Below are 15,610 nucleotides of genomic sequence, written 5' to 3'. Positions count from 1 at the left end.
GTCTATACAAAGTTAGAAGGGATACTAGTGACGACGATCCACCAGCCGGACCGCTTTCCCCTCACTGCGGGGCAAGGTGCGGGGGGATTTTAGCGCCACCTCTGCCGAAATACCCAAGGCCTCTTTCAGGCGCCCTTGGATCCGGTCATGAAGGCGACGGCTATTTTCCTGGAGGGGATCGAACATTCCGCCTTGCCGGTCCAGCCAGTCCGGAGAGACTTCCACCTCCAGGGTTAGTCCATCCATCGCTCCTGTGCGGGTAAGCACCACCTGGTAATGGGGAGAGAGCTCCTCCACCTGTACCACCACACTTTCCACCTCTGACGGGAATATGTTCACCCCGCGAATAATGAGCATGTCGTCCAATCTGCCCTTGATACGGGACATCCGCGCATGGGTACGACCGCAACGGCACCGCTCCCGGGTGAGGGGGGCGATGTCCCCCGTCCGGTAACGCAAGACAGGGAACGCTTCCTTCGTGAGGGACGTGAAAACCAATTCCCCTGCCTCCCCTTCCGGCAGGGACTCTCCGGTTTCCGGATCCACCACCTCCGCCAGAAAATGGTCTTCTGCGATATGCAGCCCGTCTTTTCCCTCGCGGCATTCCATCGACACCCCTGGTCCAATCACCTCAGACAATCCATAGATGTCCAGCGCATCGATTCCCCACATCTCCTCCAAGGCGGTCCGCATGGCTTCGGACCAGGGCTCCGCCCCGAATATCCCATAGGAGAGCTTCATCTTCCGCGGATCATGCCCCGACTCGATCATCGCCTCTCCCAGGCTTAAGATGAAAGAAGGAGTGCCGGCGATTCCCCGAGGTTGAAAATCCCGGATCAGGGTGATCTGGCGGCTGCGGTTGCCTCCAGAGACCGGGATCACTGTCATTCCCAGGCGTTGGGCTCCCTCATGCATGCCGAGCCCCCCTGTAAACAAGCCGTACCCGTATGCATTGTGAAAAACATCCCCCGGTCGGCCGCCGGCGGTAACGATCGCCCGGGCACACACCTCCGCCCAGCGTTCCAAATCTCCCTTCGTATAGCCCACCACTGTCGGTTTCCCTCTGGTCCCGGAGGAAGCATGAATCCGCGCCACCTCCTCCTGCTCCACGGCAAACAGGCCAAAGGGATACTGTTCCCTCAGGTCCGCCTTGGTGGTAAAAGGCAACCGACGTACATCGTCCACATGCTGGATCGAATCCGGTTTCACCCCTGCTCGGTCTAGCTGCTGTCGGTAAAATGGAACCAGATGGTACACCCGTTCCACTGTTTTTTTTAATCGTTCTCCCTGCAGCGCTTCCAGCCGGGTCCGATCCAGGGTTTCCAGGTCTCGTTGAAACAAAGTGGATCCCTCCCTGCACATTCCTCCTCTTTTTTCAAACCGGTTTCATGCCTTCAAACGGCTGATGACAGCGCTTACAATAAAAAATAGCTCGGCATGCCGTCGGTCCGAACAAGTTGTGTACTTCCCCTCCTCCCGCCCCGCAGAAGGGACAGTCCGGCGCCACTTCCAGACAGGACGGGGGCGGAGCAATCCCAAACTCCTGCAGCTTGCGCCGTCCTTGGGGCGTAATGCGGTCGCTGGTCCACGGCGGATCCATGACATAAGCGACTTCCACCCCTTCCACGCCCTCCAAGTCTGTCAATTGTCCCCTTACCGAATCGGCAATCAGGTCCAGAGCGGGGCAACCGACAAAAGTGGGTGTGAGAGACACACGAACCCGTCCGCCTCCTTCCTCTTCGACGGCATTGACCATTCCCAGCTCGACGATGCTGACCGACGGGATCTCGGGATCCTTCACATTCTCCAGCGCCAACCATAGCCGTTTCATTCCCGTTGTCGTCATCATGGGGTCTCCTCCTTTACCAACGGGCGGCGGGATCCGTCTCCTTCACCTCGGACATGGTGCGGATTAACGCCACCAAGTCACCGGTATGTTCCCCCTGACGACCGTCAGCCCCCTCGATGCGCCACTCGCCGGGCCACGGCAAGCCATTCTCCAGAAAAGCGGGACGGATCCGCTCTTCCCACCGGCGGCGCATCTCCTCCGATCCCCAAGGGAGAATCCCCAGACGAACCATCTCCGCTTCCCGATGCCCGAGTGAAAAGAGATCTCCCATTCGGGGCCACCAATGGCGGACAGCCCGTTCCATCCGTTCCCGTGCTTCCCCACCCGCCGACAGCAGACGGGTAAACCATAGATGCAGATGCATCTGATGGTAGCGCTCCTCCCGACGAATTTTAGCCGCTCCCTGGGCTAGCGGAACATATCCCGATTGTTCCGCTGCCTCGATCCGCACCGCGTCAAAAGTGTCATACAGGAAATGGCGCGTGATGGTCATCGCCCAATCGCCGTTGGGACCCTCCACCAGGATCGCATTTTTCCGTTCCGATGCCGGACGGAGAAACGCCAGATCATCCGGCTCCGCTTCTCCCAGCTCATGTAACCGTTCGTAAAAGAAGACCGCATGGCCCACCTCGTCCTGGGCGATGGAGCTGAATGCCACATCCTCCTCAATGTCCGGGGCCAGCCCCAGCCACTCGGAATCGCGGTGACCGAGGCACAGTTCATCATCAGCCAACTGTGTCAATAGTTCCACCAGTGCCAGACGATAATGAGAATCCGCTTGGGCTTGTTCCGCCGATTCTACCTTCACCCTTCCCCCTCCTTCCGTTCCCGGCCTCGGTCACCATGCAGGTCTTGCACGATTTCCTCCAGTTTAATGGCCCGCTCCCGGTACATTTTCCACAAGCGGCCGTTTTCCGCGTATCCGCCCACCTCCCGGTACTTCCGGTCCATTTCCCTGGCAAAGAAGTCCGAATCCTCATAGGGGGTGGAGTAGACATGGTTACGGGGCACGATCCAAAGGTTGACCGCCGGATCGCGCCGAAGGAAATTCTCCCGTGCCGTGTGCAAGGCCACATCCGGAGAAGGTGCCACCACACTTCCCACATGGATATGAGAGTCGGCATGGGTTTTCTGGACAAACACTTCAAATACGTCATATTCCAGCGGTTTCTTCGTTTCTGTCATATCCGGCACCAGGCTCCCCCTTTCCTTAGACCGCCAGCGATTTTCGGCCCGCGCGAACCATCGCTTCCCGCACCCACTGCTGCTCTTCATGGGCAAAACGGCGCAAGGCCACCCGCTCCTGCGATTGGGGTCCGTCGTTGTTTTGAACGATATGACCCCACTTTTTCCAATCCGGCGGGGTGAAGTGCCACTTTCCTTCCGCTTCGTCGTACCGCAGATCCGGATCGGGGATTGTCAGACCCAGTGACCAAATGCGGGGAACATATTTTTGGAAGAACTGTTGGCGCAACTCTTCGTTGGTTTTCGTCCGGATTTTGTACTGGATCATGCGTTGGGCGGATGACGTCACCTCCACCGGCCCAAAGAAGAACAACAACGACTCCCACCAGCGATTCACCGCATCCTGCAGCATCGCCCGCTGTTCATCGGTTCCGCCCGCCAATGCCAGGATGATGTTCTCCCCGTGTTGCATATGGAAGCTCTCTTCCGCACAAATCCGTTTTAAGACCCGGGCATAGGGGCCGTAAGAGGTATGGAGCAGCGCCGCTTGGTTGATAATCGCCGCCCCATCCACCAGCCAGCCGATTACGCCGGCATCCGCCCAAGTGGGGGCAGGCATGTGAAAGACGTTATGGAATTTGACCCGCCCCCGGATCACATCCGTCACCAGATCCTCCCGCGTTTTACCCAAAGGAGCGGCCAAATCTTCGGCCACACGCAAGAGCAGCTGCCCATGACCCATCTCGTCCTGCACCTTGGCCATAATCGCCAGTTTCCGCTTCAGTGTCGGTGCTTTGGGAACCCACTCTTTTTCCGGCAGCGCCCCCATGATCTCACTGATTGCGTGCATGTGGATCAATTTGAGGAGCAGCTTGCGATACTCGTCGGGCATCCAATCCGTCGCCTCGATCTTCTCCCCCCGCTCCAATCGTTCCATAAACCGGGCGTGGCGTTCCGCATCCGTCATTTTCCTTCGCTCCTCTCTCCGGTGACCAATCCATCCAACAACAGACGGGCAAACCGCTCCGCCACTTGTTCCGCCGACCACTCCCCGTCCGGGGCGTACCACTGATAGACACCGTTGGCCGCAGACAGGATCAGCAGGCGGGCCGACTTTTCATCCACCATCTGAAACCGTCCCTGCCGACGTCCTTCTGCCAGCAGCCGTGCCCACATCCCTTCGTATTCGTCCCGTTTCGCCTGGATAACGGCCCGACGCTCGTCTGAAAGCGCTTTCCATTCATGAAAAAAAACCGTTGCCGCCTCCAGGTTATCGGCGATCACTCGCATATGTACCGCCAGCGCACGCCGCACTTTTTCCTCAGGCGGGGCATCACTGTCCACAATCGGCGCCAGACTGGACAGAAACCGTTCCGCCCCGCGGTCGGTGATCTCAAACAACAGATCTTCCTTGGACTGGATATGGGCATACAAACTGCCGGATAACATCCCGCTGGCTTCAGAGATGTCCCGGATGGTCGTAGCGTGATACCCCTTGGTGCGGAACAGCCGGCTGGCCTGCTCCAAAATTTTCTCTTTTCGTCCGGTTCGGGGCATGGCTCTCTCCTCTGTATCTATCTTTAACAAGCGCTTGCTTGTTTTAATTGTATCGGACTTTCTCAACCATTGTCAATCCTCTGACAACAATCGTTCTATAAAAAAGCAGGAACCTTTGTCCATACGGTTCGTGCTATTCATATCTCCCCATCGGAGGTGATGACTTCCCGTGACGGCCATTTTATTGGTAGTCTGCTTTGGTCTGGTTATTCTCCTGTTTGTCGCTGTAACCGATAAGAAGAAAGAAGGAAAACACCACGTCTCTTCCTCACCGGCCGATACCCATTCCGGAAGCATGGGACACTCCAATTCCTGCGGGGATTCCGGTTCCAGCGGCTGGTTCGGCGGGGGTGGCGATCACTCCTGCGGCGGCGGAGACAGCGGAGGCGGAGGAGGAGAGTAACCCCTTTTTCAAATGCGAAAGACACCCTCGGATCCTCTTATCCAAGGGTGTCTCTTTTTTTACTCCGTATACGTTAACGATGCCGCCCCAAAGTTCTCCGCAAACCGTTTACACCAGATGGAGACAGTAGGAAAGCTGTTTAGATCCACATCTTCGGGAATCTCGTAGTTTTGATCCCCCTTGTTGCCTTTCAGTTTTCCCAGATAAACTAGTTCCGCATTTTTTACGGTCTCATTGTCCGCGGCATTTAGTTGATCGACCAACACCACATGCACATCGGGACCGTTGGAGGTTTCAAAGTCGGTCAGACGCAACGTGCGGCTCCCGTCTTCCAACTCATAGATGCTCGCTTTTCCTTCGGCGCTCTTGGCCACATCATAAAACTCTCCTTGCGCCAGCAAACGCGGCTTCTCCTCGTCTTCATCCCGATTGTCCGCACCCAGGGTCACATCCGGAAAATCCTCGTTCACCCGCTCATCGATGAATGCCTTCTCCGGCCTGAACAGATACCAGGCTCCCGCCAGCAGGACTACCACCAGTCCTATGATCCACCATCGCTTGTTCATGTTGCTCCTCCCTTATGGTTGTGTGGATATTTTACACCTGTGATTCCACACGGTCTATATCGAAAATGGATGGATTATACAAGCGGATGTCTTGGAATATCGTTACGGGCCTGTCTGCCGCACGGGAACCCGGTTGGAACCATCACGGGACTTTGCACCGCAAGACTGCCGGACAATCAGTTCCGGTTCCACCAGGATCGAACAGGAATCGGTTCGTTTATCCATCAGGTCCCGGAGCATATAGGCGGCCAATTTGCCGATTTTCTCTTTATCTTGTTTCACCGTGGACAGAGGTGGATCCACCAGTCGCGCCGCATCGATGTCATCACAGCCGACCACGGCGATATCTTCCGGAATGCGCAATCCCTCTTCCTTGATCGCCCGGATCGCCCCGAGGGCCATTAAATCGGATGCCGCAAACAACGCTTGGGGGACCTCCCCATGCGACAGCAGTTTTTTCATCGCCTCATAGCCGCTCTCTTCAAAATAATCGCCATGGACCACCCATTCTTCACGGAAAGGAATGCCGAATTTTTGCATGGCCCGTTCCAGGCCTTCCGTCCGCAGATTGGAAACCACGGATTTAGGATTTCCGGCAATATACGCGATCTCCCGACAACCCAGAAGATAAAAATGTTCCACCACTTTGGCGGAAACTTGATAGTTATCCGTGGTGACATACCCCGAAGTCTTTCCGGACAGTGGAAGGTCCACGCCGATACAGGGGATTTCACTGTGGTCCAATTCATCGATGGAAGCTTCGATGTCGTCCCCATTGATAATGATACAGCCATCTATCTGATAGTGTCGGCAACGGGATAAATAATCCCCCTTAGACGACGCAAACTTTTCATTGGAGAAAAACAACAGGTCATAACCGAATTCGCCGATGTTTTTTTTGAACGCGTTTATGACATCCACAAAGAAAGGGTGGTTGAAATCCGCGTTGATCTTGCCGGCGTAGATGACCCCGATAATGTTCGATTTTTTGGTCGCCAACGCCTTCGCCGAATAGGAAGGACGGTACCCCGTCTTTTCCATCACCTCCAACACCGCTTTTTTGGTGTCTTCGCCGATGTCATGGTAATTGTTTAATATTTTTGACACGGTGGAGGGCGAAACGCCGGCCATTTTTGCAATGTCTTTGATCGTGTATTTCATGGCAGGTCCTTCCCTTGCGATCATTTGGTGGTCAGGATTTTACCGATCCTTCCGTCAAGCTGGAAATAAACAGCTTGTTGAAGGCGAGGAACACCACAATCAGCGGGACCGTCGCCCAGAATGTTCCCGATACTATCATACCATAGTCTTTGACATAAGCATCATAGAGGGTGCGAATCGCAACCTGGATCGTCTGCGCAGACGGATCTTTCAACACGGTCAGGGGCCAGAGAAAATCGTTCCACGCCCCCATGAACGCGATAATTCCCAATGTGGCAAAAGCGGGCAGTGTCGAAGGGACGACGATGTTCCAATAGATCCGAAAATTGGAGCACCCATCGATCTTGGCCGCTTCGATCATCTCATCGGGAATGGTCTCCTTGATATACTGCCTCATCCAAAAAATCCCGAAAGCGTGGATCAAACCGGGTACGATCACCGCCTTTAATTCATTGATCCAGCCCAGTTGAGTCATGATGTAGTATTGGGGGATGAGGCCCAATTGCGGGGGAATCATCATCGTCATCAGGATGAAGAAAAACAGAAACCGTTTCCCCGGAAAATGCAATTTGGCGAAAGCAAAACCCGCCAACGAACAGAAAAACAACACCCCGACCGTGATGGATAGGGAAACAATCAGGGAGTTCAGCATCGCTTGAAAAAAATCGATGTTGACCAACACGTTCATAAAATTGGAGATTAACTCTTTACCCGGCAACAGGGCGGGCGGAACCTGATTGAAAACGTGATTGGGCTGAGTGGACATGATAAACATCCAGTAGAACGGAAACAACGACAAGACAGCGCCGACGGACAACACCAGATAAAGACCGGTCTTCAACCCGATACGAGTGGCCGCTTTCATCACAATCCCCCTCCTTTGCCGATCCGGTTGGCAAGCAAAACATTCAGGACTGAAAAAGCCGCGATAATGATAAACAGGACTACAGCGGTGGCGGATGCCGTGCCAAAGGCAAATTGATTAAAAGCATCCCGGTAGAGATAGAGCACCACCGTCATCCCTTCTTCCCGGAGGTTTCTGCCCATGAAGACAAGCGGCTCCGTAAAAAGTTGCAAGGATCCGATCGTAGACAAAAACACGGTGAAAATCACCACGGGCTTCAGCATCGGGAGGGTGATATGCCTCCATTGCTGCAATACCGATGCCCCATCGATTTTAGCGGCTTCATACAATTCACGAGGGATGCTTTGCAACCCCGCTAAGTAAATGATGGTGTTATAGCCCACCCACCGCCAAAACACCATGACGGAGATGGCGATCTTTACCCCCCATTCCGATGTATCCCAATGGATCGGGGAAATCCCCACCCAGCTGAGCAGAACATTGGCCAAACCGGCGGGATTGCTGCTGAAAATAATGCTAAAAATAACGGAAACCGCCACGATCGAGGTGACAAACGGGAGAAAATAAGCGACACGGAACAGATGCCGATACCGAACCATCCTGGAATTTAGCGCGCTGGCCAAAACCAGTGCCACGATCAACTGCGGCAACGTCCCCATTATCCCGATCAAGAACGTGTTGTAGAGGGATTTCCAGAACAGGGCATCATTCAGGATCAGTTGGAAATTCTCCCAGCCGACAAAGACCTTCTCATTTAAACCGTCCCATTTAAAAAAGGCCAACTGAAAGCTGAACAGGATCGGAAACAAGCCAAACACGGCGAATAATAGGAAAAACGGCAAGATAAACAGATAACCCGAAAACGCGTTTTTTCTTTTTTCCGTCCACCATCTCCCCTTCACTCCCAAGGGAGGCGATGGTCTCTTTTTTTCAAGCGTAATCAACGGGGTCACCCCTCCTACCTATCGTACTGGTTAAAGAGAAAGAGCGGCCCTTCCATCCGGTGCACCGGACCACGGACATCGGATGGAAGGGCCTGATTTCCTTCCTTCATGTTTTCACTGTTTGTCCAGTTGCCCTTTGATCCGTTTGACCGCGGCTTTCCATTCCTTTTCCGGGTCGGCCTTCTTTTTCTGTACGTTGGTCAACGCTTTGACGATTTCTTCTTGGACGACGAGGTAGTTTTTCCCGGTATATACCGGTTTCACTTGCTCTGCCGCTTCGGCGAACAACTGGGCGGTTTGAATTCCACCAAAGTATTCATCTGCGGTTTCCTTGAAATCGTCCCGCTCATACACGGCAGGAGCGGATGGAAACAGTCCCTTGCCTTTGAACGATTGATACTGATTGTCCGGGGAGACCAGCCATTCAGCAAATCGATACGCTTCTTCGGGGTGGGACGTCTGTTTGGGTATCGTGATGTAAGAGCCTCCCCAATTCCCCGCTCCTTCCGGCGTGGGGGCGATTAACCATTTAAAAGACCCGGGCGCGTTTCCTTTAATCACACCCTGCATCCAGGAAGGCCCCAACAATGCGGCGTATTCGCCCTTGTTCATCGCCGCCCCCCACTCCGGCGACCAAAGTTCGTAACTTCCGACCAGGCCTTGTTGAATCATCTGGACCGCATGATCATAGGCCTGTTTGGCATAGGGAGAATCTTCGATGATCAACTCCTCGTCCTCGTTAAAATACTGTTCCGGAAACTGGTTTAGGCGTGCGTTATAGGTGATCTCTATGTTGTCCGTCATGGGCTTGCCTGTTTTTTTGACGATCGTTTTCGCTGTCTCCTCAAATTTGTCCCAGGTTTCCGTCAATTCTGAAACACTTTTGGGATCGGACGGAAGACCGGCTTCTTCAAACACATCTTTGCGGTAGTACATCGCCGTCGGCCCGATATCCGTCGGCAATCCGAACAGGAATTCCCCGTCCGCGCTTTCCCCGATGCGCCACTTCCAATCCAGGTATTCCTCTTTCACATCAGCCGCGCCATAGTCGTACAGGTTGTGAAATTTATCCTGGGCATCGCGGTACCGGTCGATCTGCCCCACTTCCACCATCGCCAGATCCGGGGCCCCGCTCCCGGTAGAAAGAGCCGTAAACAGGTTATTGTGGTGATCTCCAAATTCATAGGTGCTGATTTTGATCTTCACGTCGGGATTTTCTTTCATATACTCCTCAACCAACTTGTCATAACCCGTACTCCCGAAAACCCAGAAAGTGAGCTGGACTTTTCCGTCACCCGCACCCGGTGAGCAGGCGGATATGGCCATAACCAGGGCGGCACACACCGCTATAGCAAACCACTTTTTCATTTTTTTCCCCTCCGGTTTCGTTCTGGCTGATCATGAACCAAGCAGTTTTTTAAACCCCGTTGTTCTCCATCACCTGCTTATACCACCAGGCGCTGTTTTTGGGCGTTCGTTTTTGAGTTTCATAATCGACATGGACCAACCCGAACCGCTTTTGGTATCCGAACGCCCATTCGAAATTGTCCATGAACGACCAAGCATAATACCCCTTCAGCGGAACTTGGTCCGCCAGCGCCCGGTGGCATGCCTTCAAATGATCATGGATATACCGTACCCGACTTTCATCTTGGATCGTATCATCCTCCTTTCGTTGATCCTCAAAAGCGGCCCCATTTTCTGTAATGATAATGGGAGTCTCCCCGTAGTCTCGGCGAAGGCGCTTCAACAAATCATACAGCCCCTGCGGATCGATCTCCCATCCCATCGCGGTGACGGGTCGACCCGTGGAAACATGCTCCACTCCCAAACAGGCCGGATCACCGGAATCGCCCGGACGGAGGGTCGCCCTCGAATAATAGTTGATTCCCAGAAAATCAATCGGTTGAGAAATGGCATCCATCTCTTCCTCAGGTGTATCCGGGCCGAACCATCCACCGGCCGCATAGTAATCCACCATATCCGCAGGATACTTCCCTTTGAACAGGGGGTCCAAATACCAACGATTGATAAAACCGTCCCATTTCCGTGCTGCATCCCGGCATTCTTCCGAATCATCCGCCGGATAAGAAGAAGTCAGATTGAGAGAAATCCCGATTTCCCCATCCTTAGGTCCCAGCTGTCGGAAGGCTGAAACCGCTTTCCCGTGAGACAACAGTAAATGGTGAGCCGCTTTCAAAGAAGAGGAGAAGTCCTGAATTCCCGGTGCGTGTATGCCGTTCCCGTATCCCAGGTAAGATACCACCCATGGCTCGTTATGGGTGATCCAGGAGGGAACGACATCCCCCAACTCGCGATACAGATGAGTCACATATTCCAAAAAGCGATCGATCGTATCCCGGTTTAACCACCCTCCCCGCTCCTGCAATGCTTGAGGCAGATCCCAGTGATAACAGGTCAACATCGGGGTGATTCCTGCTTGAAGCAATTGATCCACCAAGGATTTGTAAAAGTCCATGCCTTTTTGATTGGGCCGTCCTTTTCCCTCCGGAAAGATCCGCGGCCAACTGACCGAAAAGCGATACGATTGGACAGACAACTCTTTCATCAGCTGAACATCATCCCGGTATCGATCATAGTGACTGCAGGCGACGTCACCGGTGTCGCCGTTGTCAATTTTCCCCGGAACCTTGCCAAAACGATCCCAAATGGATTCTCCCCGGCCATCCCGGTCTACCGCCCCCTCGATCTGAAACGATGAAGTTGCCACCCCCCATACGAAGTTTTCGGGAAATGTCGTTGTCTTCGTATCTATGTATCGGTTCACTCTCTTCCCCCGCTTCCTAAGCATTTTTACTAAACCGCTTTCGTAAAAATGATGACACAACCCTTTATAAACTGTCAATACAAATTTTACGGAAAAATTAGACATCAGGTATAACTCATGAAAAGTTCAGTATTCATAAGGATATTTTCTATTCGCCTCCTCTCTGGAAAAAGATATTGACAAATATTTCTCACTATTATATCATCCCCATTGACGAAATCGGTTTAGAAATCGAAAGGGGGAATCCATTCCCGCTTATCCACTGTTCTCTAGTATGTAAGCGATTCCAAAAAAAGATAGGGGGAAGAAGCGATGCTAAAACAAGCTGGGGGGTGCGCCGTTATTTTCACCATGGTGTTCAGCCTGTTGTTTTCTGTGCCGGTATGGGGTTTTCCGGGGGAGGTTTCCGTGGGATCTGGCAGCTATACCACCACCAAACCGGCCGGGGCACCCGACGCTCCCGACACCATCTATCAAACTTCCAACATCACCGGCAAGATGCCCACCAATGATTGGTGGAGCAATCTCGCGTGGGATCGATATTCAGAACGTCAATATCCCCACCCGTTGGCGGTCCAAAATCAGTCCGACGGATTTCGGGTGTATTACCCGGGGCCGGCGATCACGGCAAATGATGCCTGCATCTGCGGATGGATGGGAACCGACGACAATGATTTCACCCTCTCTCACAGTGCGGTCTCCTCTTTTCCGGATGCCAAGGTAGACGACTTTAACGATTGGTTTGTCACTTCTCTTTTTGAAAGCGGTTCCAACAAAATGGCGGTTACATACGGGCATGGCTCTCCTTACGTTTACGCCACATTGGCGGGAGGTGATCCGGTGTTGCGATTTGCCTCCGCACCACAGATCTGGTCGGGATCGGCCAACTCCCCGGTACTGGGGATCACGGTGAACAATCGCCACTATGCGTTGTTTGGACCGACGGGATCCACCTGGTCGGGGATCGGTTCCAACCGGTTGACGAACCACCTGAACGGCAAAAGCTACTTTTCTATCGCCGTTTTACCCGACAATAAAGAAGACACCTTGGATCAATTCAAACAGTATGCCTACTCCCATGTCACCGATACTCGCGTCGATTGGTCGGTCGATCCGGACGACAGTTCCGTGCGGACCACTTTTACGTTTACCACCACTGCCAGAGAAGGATCGCAGACCGGAACGATTTTCGCCCTGTACCCGCATCAGTGGAAAAACACATCCCAATCCCTGCTACCTTACACATACGATTCCGTTCGCGGCACGATGAAGACGGCGGAAGGCCGATCCTTTACCACCACGATGAAATATCACGGGGTCCTGCCCTCACTCCCGGATCTCGGCAGTTATGACAAAGCCACGTTGTCCCGTTATATCGACGAAGCGGCCTCGGAGAACTACAGCGGCAATCAGGATACGTACTGGATGGGGAAGCGGCTTGGTAAAGTGGCCACATTGGCTCCCATCGCCGAGCAGGTCGGAAATACAGACGCAGCAAACCAGTTTCATCAGGAATTGAAGACCCGGTTGGAAGACTATTTAAAAGCCAGCGACGACCAGGGAAATCTGAAAAATTCCCGTTTGTTTTACTATAACGACCGTTGGGGAACGCTGATCGGATACCCTGACAGTTTCGGCAGTGCTGATGAATTGAACGACCACCACTTCCATTACGGCTATTTTGTGCAAGCCGCCGCCGAGGTTGCCCGTGTCGATCCGTCATGGGCGAGCGATTCCCGATGGGGGTCGATGGTGAAACTCCTGATTCGGGACTTTGCCAACGGGGACCGGAATGATTCGATGTTCCCCTTCTTGCGCAACTTTGACCCTTATGCCGGCCATTCCTGGGCATCGGGACACGCCCGCTTCGGGGACGGAAACAACAACGAATCCTCCTCGGAAGCGATGAATGCCTGGACTGGATTGATCCTGTGGGGAGAGGCGACCAACGACCAAGCCATCCGTGATTTGGGGATCTACCTGTATACGACGGAAATGAACGCCATCCAGGAATATTGGTTTGACGTCCATGATGAAAACAACCACCCCGATTTCACCCGGGCCACCGCCAGCATGATCTGGGGCGGAAAAACGGTGGGGGATGCCACATGGTGGACAAACAACCCCGAAGAAGTCCACGGGATCAACTGGCTGCCCTTTCAAGGAGGATCCCTCTATCTAACCCAATACCCGGAATACACCAAAAAGAATTATGACGCCCTTGTCCGTGAAAACGGCGGCACCGATTGGGACGCTTGGGAAGACTTAATCTGGATGTACCGGGCGATTGAAAATCCCGAGGACGCCATCCGTCAATTCCAAGCCCGGGCAGATGAACATGAGCCGGAAGAAGGAAACTCCAAGGCAAATACCTACCATTGGATCTACAATCTACACGCCCTCGGCACCACCGATTTGACTGTAACGTCAGACACCCCCCTCTATGCGGTGTTTAAGAAGGGGAACCAAAAGACCTATGTCGCCTACAATATGACCGATCAGCCCAAGACCGTCACCTTCTCCGACGGAACCAGGCTTACCGTACCGGCCAACGGGTTTGGATCCCATCAAAATTGAACCAACAAACAGCCAACCCCAGTAATGGGGTTGGCTGCTTCTTATTTGAGCACTTACACATCGACTTTCTCAAAAAACTGCGGCAGATAGGCCTGATGAGCTTCCAGCATCTCATCCAGCAATTGTTTGGCCACCTTGTCGGAAGGAACCAGCGGATTGATGGTCATGGCAACCAAGGCCGTGTTGTAATCGCCGGTGACAGCCGCTTCCACGGTAACCCGCTCAAAGGATTTGATCTGCTGGACCAGCCCCTGGACCGGAACCGGCAGTTCTCCTACCGTGATCGGTTTGGGTCCGTCCTTGGTGATGACACAGTTGACCTCCACCGCCGAGTCCGCCGGAATGCCCTGGATCGCACCGTTATTTTTCGTGTTGACCGGCTGGATGTCCCCTTTGTCATTGTAAATGGAATGAATGAGTCTACAGGCGGCATCACTGTAATAGGCTCCACCCCGTTTTTCCAGCTGAGGCGGCTTCACAGCCAGATCCGGATCCTTGTACAGCTCAAACAGATCCGCTTCCAGCTTCTGCACCACTTGCGCCCGCGTTCCTTTTGTTTTTGCCGCTTCCATTTCCTCGTCCAAGATACGGTCCGTCTGATAATAATAGCGGTGGTAGGGACAGGGGAGAATCTTCAGCCCTTCGATAAACGCAGGCTCCCAGCCGAGGTCCACAATGTTCTCCATCGTAACCCCGGATTTTTCACCGCTCAGAAATTGTTGTATCAACTTTTCCGTAATGTTTTCTCCATCCAGGTAAACGTTGAGTCCAAACACCATATGGTTTAAACCGGCAAAATCAATATGAATCCGGTCCGCTTCCACCTGGAGCATCTTGGCGATCCCCATTTGCATCCCGATGGGGACGTTGCACAACCCCACCACTTTTTCCAAGGGACTGCAGCGCAGGAGTGCCTCCGTCACCATCCCGGCCGGATTGGTAAAATTGATCAGCCAGGCGTCCGGACAAAACTCCTCCATATCCGTTGCGATCTCCAGCATGACGGGAATGGTGCGTAAGGCCTTGAACAACCCCCCCGGACCGTTTGTTTCCTGGCCGATTACCCCGTATTTTAATGGAATGGACTCATCTTTGGCCCGTGCATCCAGCAAGCCGACACGAAATTGAGTAGTGACAAAGTCAGCGTCTCGCAGAGCCTGTCGCCGATCCAGCGTTAAATGGATTTTCATCGGAACGCCCGCTTTTTCCACCATCCGTTTGGCCAATGCGCCTACAATGTTTAACTTTTCTTCGCCTTCAGGGATATCGACCAGCCACAATTCTTGAACCGGCAATTCCCCGTAGCGCTTGATCAGTCCCTCCACCAGCTCGGGGGTGTAACTGGATCCTCCTCCGATGGTGACGACTTTGATTCCACTCATGCTTTGACACCTCCGTCAATGGTGATCCTTTCATACAAATCGACCATTTCTGCCGCTAAGTCTTTGACGGTGATCGCATTCATCAGATGATCCTGGGCATGGATCATCAGGAGCGTCACTTCTGAGCGGGATCCCCCTGCTTCTTGTTGAATCAGGTTGGCTTGAAGGCGATGCGCTTTTTGCAATTCCTCCCCCGATTGCTTCAATTTCTCACGGGCGGCAGCAATCTTTCCCTTTTTTGCTTCCGCGATGGCTTCCATCGCCAAACTTTTGCCATTGCCGCCGTGAAGAATCAATTCAAATACAATTCCTTCCATCGAATCCATTTGGCAC

The 15,610-nt window shown here is 53.3% G+C and carries 15 protein-coding genes and 1 pseudogene; 2 read left to right on the top strand and 14 right to left on the bottom strand.

Features of this window, described 5'->3' with window-relative positions:
• Positions 1-24: 24 nt before the first annotated feature.
• The 6 genes from JOE21_RS13325 to JOE21_RS13300 are packed head-to-tail and all read right to left on the bottom strand — an operon-like array spanning position 25 to position 4,591.
• Entirely contained in the window at positions 25-1,341 is a 1,317-nt protein-coding gene (locus JOE21_RS13325; protein ID WP_374709376.1) for a phenylacetate--CoA ligase family protein, read from the bottom strand.
• Positions 1,342-1,375: 34 nt separating this feature from the next.
• A complete protein-coding gene (paaD, locus tag JOE21_RS13320; RefSeq protein WP_309867101.1) occupies positions 1,376-1,849 on the bottom strand; it encodes a 1,2-phenylacetyl-CoA epoxidase subunit PaaD in 474 nt (157 codons plus the stop codon).
• 13 nt (positions 1,850-1,862) lie between these two features.
• Entirely contained in the window at positions 1,863-2,657 is a 795-nt protein-coding gene (gene paaC, locus JOE21_RS13315) for a 1,2-phenylacetyl-CoA epoxidase subunit PaaC (protein ID WP_309867098.1), read from the bottom strand.
• On the bottom strand, positions 2,654-3,034 hold the full coding sequence (locus JOE21_RS13310; protein ID WP_309867461.1) for a 1,2-phenylacetyl-CoA epoxidase subunit PaaB: 381 nt from the start codon (positions 3,032-3,034) through the stop codon (positions 2,654-2,656). Before JOE21_RS13310 ends, paaC begins: the two co-directional genes overlap by 4 nt.
• Before the next feature lie 25 nt (positions 3,035-3,059).
• Positions 3,060-4,001, bottom strand: a complete 942-nt coding sequence (gene paaA / locus JOE21_RS13305; protein ID WP_309867096.1) for a 1,2-phenylacetyl-CoA epoxidase subunit PaaA — start codon at positions 3,999-4,001, stop codon at positions 3,060-3,062.
• Positions 3,998-4,591, bottom strand: coding sequence for a TetR/AcrR family transcriptional regulator (locus tag JOE21_RS13300; RefSeq protein ID WP_309867094.1), 594 nt, complete (start codon positions 4,589-4,591; stop codon positions 3,998-4,000). Before JOE21_RS13300 ends, paaA begins: the two co-directional genes overlap by 4 nt.
• Before the next feature lie 169 nt (positions 4,592-4,760).
• Between JOE21_RS13300 and JOE21_RS13295 the strand changes: the two genes are divergently transcribed.
• Positions 4,761-4,994 carry a hypothetical protein gene (locus JOE21_RS13295; RefSeq protein WP_309867092.1) on the top strand — a complete coding sequence of 78 codons (234 nt, stop codon included), beginning with the start codon at positions 4,761-4,763 and terminating at the stop codon, positions 4,992-4,994.
• A gap of 59 nt (positions 4,995-5,053) precedes the next feature.
• On the opposite strand, the gene JOE21_RS13290 is transcribed toward JOE21_RS13295, so the two are convergent.
• From JOE21_RS13290 to JOE21_RS13265, 6 genes are all read right to left on the bottom strand, one after another.
• Positions 5,054-5,560, bottom strand: coding sequence for a DM13 domain-containing protein (locus JOE21_RS13290; RefSeq protein WP_309867090.1), 507 nt, complete (start codon positions 5,558-5,560; stop codon positions 5,054-5,056).
• Positions 5,561-5,662: 102 nt separating this feature from the next.
• A complete protein-coding gene (locus JOE21_RS13285; protein WP_309867088.1) occupies positions 5,663-6,745 on the bottom strand; it encodes a LacI family DNA-binding transcriptional regulator in 1,083 nt (360 codons plus the stop codon).
• A 7-nt stretch (positions 6,746-6,752) separates the two neighbouring features.
• Complete coding sequence (locus JOE21_RS13280; RefSeq protein WP_309867086.1) at positions 6,753-7,586, bottom strand: carbohydrate ABC transporter permease; 834 nt, start codon at positions 7,584-7,586, stop codon at positions 6,753-6,755.
• Entirely contained in the window at positions 7,586-8,527 is a 942-nt protein-coding gene (locus JOE21_RS13275) for a carbohydrate ABC transporter permease (RefSeq protein WP_309867459.1), read from the bottom strand. The genes JOE21_RS13280 and JOE21_RS13275 overlap by 1 nt, the downstream gene beginning before the upstream one ends.
• A 117-nt stretch (positions 8,528-8,644) precedes the next feature.
• On the bottom strand, positions 8,645-9,898 hold the full coding sequence (locus tag JOE21_RS13270; RefSeq protein WP_309867082.1) for an ABC transporter substrate-binding protein: 1,254 nt from the start codon (positions 9,896-9,898) through the stop codon (positions 8,645-8,647).
• A gap of 49 nt (positions 9,899-9,947) precedes the next feature.
• Complete coding sequence (locus tag JOE21_RS13265; protein WP_309867456.1) at positions 9,948-11,342, bottom strand: GH1 family beta-glucosidase; 1,395 nt, start codon at positions 11,340-11,342, stop codon at positions 9,948-9,950.
• Positions 11,343-11,669: 327 nt separating this feature from the next.
• Here JOE21_RS13265 and JOE21_RS13260 point away from each other — a divergent pair.
• Positions 11,670-13,877 (top strand): annotated as a pseudogene (locus JOE21_RS13260) (glycosyl hydrolase); the annotation flags it as partial.
• Between the two features lie 71 nt (positions 13,878-13,948).
• Here the strand turns inward: JOE21_RS13260 and JOE21_RS13255 are convergent.
• Both JOE21_RS13255 and JOE21_RS13250 read right to left on the bottom strand, forming a co-directional pair.
• Entirely contained in the window at positions 13,949-15,277 is a 1,329-nt protein-coding gene (locus tag JOE21_RS13255) for a 6-phospho-beta-glucosidase (protein ID WP_309867079.1), read from the bottom strand.
• Positions 15,274-15,603, bottom strand: coding sequence for a PTS lactose/cellobiose transporter subunit IIA (locus JOE21_RS13250; RefSeq protein WP_309867077.1), 330 nt, complete (start codon positions 15,601-15,603; stop codon positions 15,274-15,276). Before JOE21_RS13250 ends, JOE21_RS13255 begins: the two co-directional genes overlap by 4 nt.
• Positions 15,604-15,610: the final 7 nt, after the last annotated feature.

The organism is Desmospora profundinema, assembly GCF_031454155.1.
In the GTDB taxonomy this organism is placed as follows: Bacteria; Bacillota; Bacilli; order Thermoactinomycetales; family DSM-45169; genus Desmospora; species Desmospora profundinema.
Note: the sequence above shows the minus strand (reverse complement) of the source record. Positions and strands in the feature narration are given on the sequence as shown.

Coding starts and splice junctions, on each gene's coding strand:
- paaD (WP_309867101.1), bottom strand. CDS start 1,849: ATGATGACGACAACGGGAATGAAACGGCTATGGTTGGCGCTGGAGAAT.
- JOE21_RS13310 (WP_309867461.1), bottom strand. CDS start 3,034: ATGACAGAAACGAAGAAACCGCTGGAATATGACGTATTTGAAGTGTTT.
- paaA (WP_309867096.1), bottom strand. CDS start 4,001: ATGACGGATGCGGAACGCCACGCCCGGTTTATGGAACGATTGGAGCGG.
- JOE21_RS13300 (WP_309867094.1), bottom strand. CDS start 4,591: ATGCCCCGAACCGGACGAAAAGAGAAAATTTTGGAGCAGGCCAGCCGG.
- JOE21_RS13290 (WP_309867090.1), bottom strand. CDS start 5,560: ATGAACAAGCGATGGTGGATCATAGGACTGGTGGTAGTCCTGCTGGCG.
- JOE21_RS13285 (WP_309867088.1), bottom strand. CDS start 6,745: ATGATCGCAAGGGAAGGACCTGCCATGAAATACACGATCAAAGACATT.
- JOE21_RS13280 (WP_309867086.1), bottom strand. CDS start 7,586: ATGAAAGCGGCCACTCGTATCGGGTTGAAGACCGGTCTTTATCTGGTG.
- JOE21_RS13270 (WP_309867082.1), bottom strand. CDS start 9,898: ATGAAAAAGTGGTTTGCTATAGCGGTGTGTGCCGCCCTGGTTATGGCC.
- JOE21_RS13265 (WP_309867456.1), bottom strand. CDS start 11,342: ATGCTTAGGAAGCGGGGGAAGAGAGTGAACCGATACATAGATACGAAG.
- JOE21_RS13255 (WP_309867079.1), bottom strand. CDS start 15,277: ATGAGTGGAATCAAAGTCGTCACCATCGGAGGAGGATCCAGTTACACC.
- JOE21_RS13250 (WP_309867077.1), bottom strand. CDS start 15,603: ATGGATTCGATGGAAGGAATTGTATTTGAATTGATTCTTCACGGCGGC.